Genomic DNA, 4,688 nt, shown 5'->3' with positions numbered 1-4,688 from the left:
GGTCTGTTCACGATCCCGACGGCTAAGAAGCCCGTCACAAGTATCGATGAACCCGTCCAAGTGCAATCCGCCGGTAAGGACCACATTTAGTGCCAGTATCAATGCGGCTTTAAGGATAGAACCGAACAAAAGGGACAGCCCGCGGTCGGCTATACATAAGATAAGTCCGATAATAAAGCCTACTAAGGGAAAAAAACGTACGCTACCGGCGGCTGAATGGGGCAGTTCTCTTTGCCTGCCTTTCCCACCGCCCGAATCCAGGCGACCACGAAGGGTCGCCCCTACACGAAGGGTTTTGCGTGTCATGTTCAGGGCAGAGGCCGCTGGTGTAGGGGCCGGTCCCTGTGTCGGCCCGTCCCGCTTGGAATCCGGGCGACCACAAAGGGTCGCCCCTACAACTGGCTTATCGTACAGCCGGGTAGGGGCCGGCAAAGTGGTAAGCAGAGACAGAGCTAGAATAAAATCGCACCACCAACCAAACACCGCTGTCCCTCCTTACTTTAGCCTGAGCGGCAGCCCAGCCACCAGCATGTATACTTCATCGGCCGCGGTCGCAAACGCTTGGTTTACTTTTCCGACCAGATCGCGATACAGCCTCGCCAAGGGGTTTTCCGGTACCAGACCCCAACCGACTTCGTTGGTGACCACCACTACTTCGGCCGGCACTTTCGCCGCTAAGGCAGCCGTATTCTTAGCCCTGGCGATGATATCAGTCACAATCACCGGATCCGGCTCTCTGCCGGTGAGTTGTTCCCCGTCAAAGCCCAGTTTTTCCAGCATGATATTGGACAGCCACAGAGTAAGGCAGTCTATCAACAACAAGCGCTCGCGCCGGCGCCCATGGTGCCACAACACCTTTTCCAAGGCGTAGGGCTCCTCCACTGTGGGCCACGAGCTCGGTCGAAAACGCCGATGCGCCTCAACCCTGGCTCTCATTTCTTCATCCAGTACCTGGGATGTGGCCACATACACCACTTCCCGGCCACTGATTTTGGCGTGGTTCTCGGCAAAGGTGCTTTTGCCGGAGCGCGCCCCCCCTGATACCAGCAGCAGTTTCCCAGACCTCACTTGGCTGCCTCCCTCTTGCTCCGGACTAACGTGTCCTTCTGGTCCGACCCCGGAAACACAGTAACAAAGGGCCGGTGATGTAGCGGATGACGGTTTACCATGATTTGCACCGTCTGAGTGGGGTAGACCCGTTGCAAGTTTTCGCCGGTAATAACCTGGGCTGCTGTACCCAGGGCAAAAATCTGGCCGTCCGACAGTAGAATAAACCGCTCAAAATATTGCACCGCCAAGTTAAGATCATGGATGGCGGCCAAAGCAGCCACCTTCCGTTGGCTGTTTAAGTGCTGCAGTAAGCCCAAGATCTCCGCTTGATAGGTGATGTCCAGCTGTGACGTAGGCTCGTCCAGGATCAAAAGCTGCGGCTCCTGGGCCAAGGCTCGGGCAATAAGCACTCGCTGTCGTTCCCCACCGCTTAAGGTGGATACCGGGCGCTCGGCTAAAGCCCTGGTACCGGTTTGTTCCATCGCTGCTTGCGCTGCCGCTACATCGGCTGCCGTCTCTCGTTGGAACGGCTTTAGATGCGGCTCCCGTCCCATGAGAACTGCTTCCGTAACATTAAGATCGAAAGCCAGCACTGTCTCCTGGGGCACCACCGCCACCTGCCTGGCCCGTTCCTTGGCCGAGTAACTGGAAATGCTTTTCCCGGCCAGGGTAATATCTCCCTGCTCAGGGCGTAACAGCCCACTGACGCATTTTAGCAGAGTGGACTTGCCGGAACCGTTGGGACCCACCACCGCCACCATTTCCCCCGGTGCCAACTGAAAGCTGACCCCTTTGAGCACCGGAGTGGAATTGTAGCGGTAGCTGATTCCATCCACATTAAGCAATACTTGCTCCACCATCATCACCTGCCTTCTTCATCACAACCGTTGCCGGCGCCGCAGTAGCGAGACAAAAAACGGCGCTCCGCCCAAAGACATAATAAGCCCCACCGGAAGTTCCGTGGGAGCAATTACAGTTCGGGCCAAGGTGTCGGCCACCACCACTAAGATAGCCCCTCCCAGCGCCGAGGCCGGCAGCAACAACCGATGATCCGGACCCACCAGCATCCTCAGCACATGGGGCACAATCAGGCCGACAAAACCGATGGGGCCGCTCACGGCCACGGCTGTGGCTGTGAGCAAAGATGCTCCCAGCAACAACCATTTCTTCGTTCGTTCCACTTCCACCCCCAGGCTGGCCGCCGCCTCTTCTCCTAAGAGCAAAGCATTGAGCGCTCGCGCCTGAATCAGGGCAACCGCAGATCCCAGCATAAAGTAAGGCAGAGCCAACCGAACATAGGGCCAATTGGCCTGGCTGAGCCCGCCCATGAGCCAAAAGACCACCTGGTGCAAATGCCGCCGGGAAAAATACATCAGAAGCGACACCAACGCCGTAAAAAAGGCGCCTACGGCAATGCCAGAGAGGAGCAGGTTATACAACGACAGATAACCACCGGAGCGGGCCAGACGGCTAACCAAAATCACCGTGAGAACGGCCCCGGCAAAGGCAGCCAAAGGCACCAGACCCACACCTAAGGGCAGGTAGTTTAAGGGAAACAGAAAAGCTAACGTGGCCCCCAGAGCCGCCCCGGCGGAAACCCCCAGCACATACGGATCGGCCATGGGGTTCCGAAACAAAGCTTGAAAAACAGCTCCGGCAATGGCCAAGGCTGCCCCGACCAAAACAGCCAACAATACCCGTGGTAACCTCAGTTCCATGATTATGGCCCTGGTACCGGCGTTCACCGGCTGGCTTGCCCCCGGCCAGAGCCCTAATGCCTGCAGCAGCTCTGGCAGCGCCACTTCCACTGCCCCCAGGACTACTCCTGCTGTCATAGCTCCCAGCAGGAGCAGCAGCAATACAGCCATAATCAACCGGCCGCGGCGGCGCCGTCCTTTCAGCACAGAGGCTATGGGCTTATCAGCGGCTTCGGCTAAATCGTAGACTCCTTGGTTGGCAACACTCTGCATGTCCATTCCCCTCAACTACCTATTGTTAGCGTACAAACACCCCGATACCCTAGATCCCAGGGTGAAAAAGCTGCATCATCTTCTCTAAAGCCTCCACCACCCGAGGGCCGGGACGAGACAGAATATCGGCATCAACACTGTAGAGGCGTCCATTTTGCACCGCCTCCACCGTACCCCAGCCTGGGCGAGCCTTAATGGTCTCAACTTCTACAGCGTCCGTACCGTGGATCTCAGGAAAAATAATCACATCGGGGTTGCGGCTGACAATAGCCTCCGGGCTAAACTCCGGGTAGTCGGTGGCTGCATCATGGGCAATATTGCGCCCGCCGGCTCTCACTATCAGCTCGCTGCTTAAGGTCTTGGGTCCGGCAGTCATGATCGGTTCCGAAGAAACTTCATAATAGACCCATGGACGTTCTTGTTCCGGTATTGAGGCCACTTTTTCGTCCACCAAACGTATCCGCTCTGTCAGCTCAGCTTCCAATTCCACTGCTCTATCCCTGGCCCCGGTGGCTATCCCAATCCAGCGAATACCGGTTAACACCTCTTCTAGGTCCGAAGGAAAAACCACCGCCACCGAAATACCCATCTCTTCCAGTCTCTTTACCGCTTCCTCGTGAATACTGTCGGCCAGAACAAGGTCCGGTTTAAGGGCCACAATCTTCTCCAGACTGGGCTTGTCATAAGCGCCCACCTTATCTATTTTAAGCGCTGCGGCCGGGTAATTGCTGTAGTCGTCGACTCCAACTACTTTATCCCCCAACCCCAACGCAAACAGTATCTCAGTGGAGCTGGGAGTCAAAGATACGAGCCGCTCCGGCTTGATCACAGTCACTTTCCGACCTATGTCGTCGACAAAAGTGAAAGCAGCACTGTCATCACCCGGCCTAGATGGGTTTTTCTTTTCGCTGCCGCAACCGGCCACAAACATTGTCAACAGTAATATTGTTATTAACAGGAAGTTTAGCCTTAAGTTGCTGCCGGCTTTTCGCTCACATACCATCTCCCTTGTCCTCCTTCTCTATCTTCAAATTAAAACCCCGGCCGCGACGGACCGGGGCTTTTTCCTCTGAGGCTAAGACAGAAAATTTTTGCTGCCCTAGCGCCACCCCTTTCCCTCGAAGGTACTTGCGCTTACAAACAGACGGGTTTCCTGACTCCGGATCATGGCCCGGCAGCGCCTTCCCACCCATACGCCTCAGCGGCCTGGGCAGTGGCCTATGCCACCGGCTTTCCGGTTACAGTGGCGGGACCGCTCAGGATTTGCACCTGATTCCCCGACTTCTGTTTGCTCCCTATGAATTGTCTGTAATGCTATCTTTTTACTCTACACCTTCAAGTATACCAGAAACCAGCGAGCTGAGGAGAAAACATTTTGCTGCCGAAGAGCATATTATTGCGCCCCTTGCCGCCAAACAGGGAAATCTATTTACAGTGGCTGCGACCAAGACACATTCTTTCCCTGCCCAGCGGTAGCTTGCTGGGCCCACGGGCAACAGAAAGGAGGAGGCACTGTGCCGCGTTACGTCGTCGGCATTGATCTGGGGGGAACCAAGATAGCTGCGGGGCTGGCTGCTGCCGGCGGCCAAATTTTGACCACCGCCCACCGGCCCACTCCTGTCAGCAGCGGTCCGGAAGGCATCCTGAAGGCTTTAGTCGATATGGTGG

General features: G+C 56.2%; 6 protein-coding genes and 1 riboswitch. Of the genes, 1 reads left to right on the top strand and 5 read right to left on the bottom strand.

The annotated features are described in order from the left end of the window. From GX016_00805 to GX016_00785, 5 genes are all read right to left on the bottom strand, one after another. On the bottom strand, nucleotides 1-483 hold a 483-nt coding region (locus GX016_00805), incomplete at its 3' end, for an adenosylcobinamide-GDP ribazoletransferase (protein ID HHT70101.1). A 12-nt stretch (nucleotides 484-495) separates the two neighbouring features. Continuing rightward, nucleotides 496-1,068 carry a bifunctional adenosylcobinamide kinase/adenosylcobinamide-phosphate guanylyltransferase gene (gene cobU, locus GX016_00800; protein HHT70100.1) on the bottom strand — a complete coding sequence of 191 codons (573 nt, stop codon included), beginning with the start codon at nucleotides 1,066-1,068 and terminating at the stop codon, nucleotides 496-498. Then, nucleotides 1,065-1,910: an ABC transporter ATP-binding protein gene (locus tag GX016_00795; GenBank protein HHT70099.1), complete on the bottom strand. Its 846-nt coding sequence runs from the start codon at nucleotides 1,908-1,910 to the stop codon at nucleotides 1,065-1,067. Before GX016_00795 ends, cobU begins: the two co-directional genes overlap by 4 nt. Nucleotides 1,911-1,928: 18 nt before the next feature. Continuing rightward, nucleotides 1,929-2,918, bottom strand: coding sequence for an iron chelate uptake ABC transporter family permease subunit (locus tag GX016_00790; protein ID HHT70098.1), 990 nt, complete (start codon nucleotides 2,916-2,918; stop codon nucleotides 1,929-1,931). A gap of 151 nt (nucleotides 2,919-3,069) precedes the next feature. Next, nucleotides 3,070-4,023 (bottom strand): cobalamin-binding protein, encoded by a 954-nt coding sequence (locus tag GX016_00785; GenBank protein HHT70097.1) that lies wholly within the window; start codon nucleotides 4,021-4,023, stop codon nucleotides 3,070-3,072. 122 nt (nucleotides 4,024-4,145) lie between these two features. Continuing rightward, nucleotides 4,146-4,345: riboswitch (cobalamin riboswitch) on the bottom strand. A gap of 189 nt (nucleotides 4,346-4,534) precedes the next feature. Here GX016_00785 and GX016_00780 point away from each other — a divergent pair. Beyond that, nucleotides 4,535-4,688 (top strand): ROK family protein (locus tag GX016_00780; GenBank protein HHT70096.1); only part of this gene is annotated, 154 nt, incomplete at its 3' end.

This window comes from Bacillota bacterium, from assembly GCA_012837285.1.
In the GTDB taxonomy this organism is placed as follows: domain Bacteria; phylum Bacillota; class DTU030; order DUMP01; family DUMP01; genus DUNI01.
Note: the sequence above shows the minus strand (reverse complement) of the source record. Positions and strands in the feature narration are given on the sequence as shown.

What these genes read in the sequence shown, in the direction of transcription:
- GX016_00795 (HHT70099.1), bottom strand. Translation starts at nt 1,910, where the DNA reads ATGGTGGAGCAAGTATTGCTTAATGTGGATGGAATCAGCTACCGCTAC.
- GX016_00790 (HHT70098.1), bottom strand. Translation starts at nt 2,918, where the DNA reads ATGGCTGTATTGCTGCTGCTCCTGCTGGGAGCTATGACAGCAGGAGTA.
- GX016_00785 (HHT70097.1), bottom strand. Translation starts at nt 4,023, where the DNA reads ATGGTATGTGAGCGAAAAGCCGGCAGCAACTTAAGGCTAAACTTCCTG.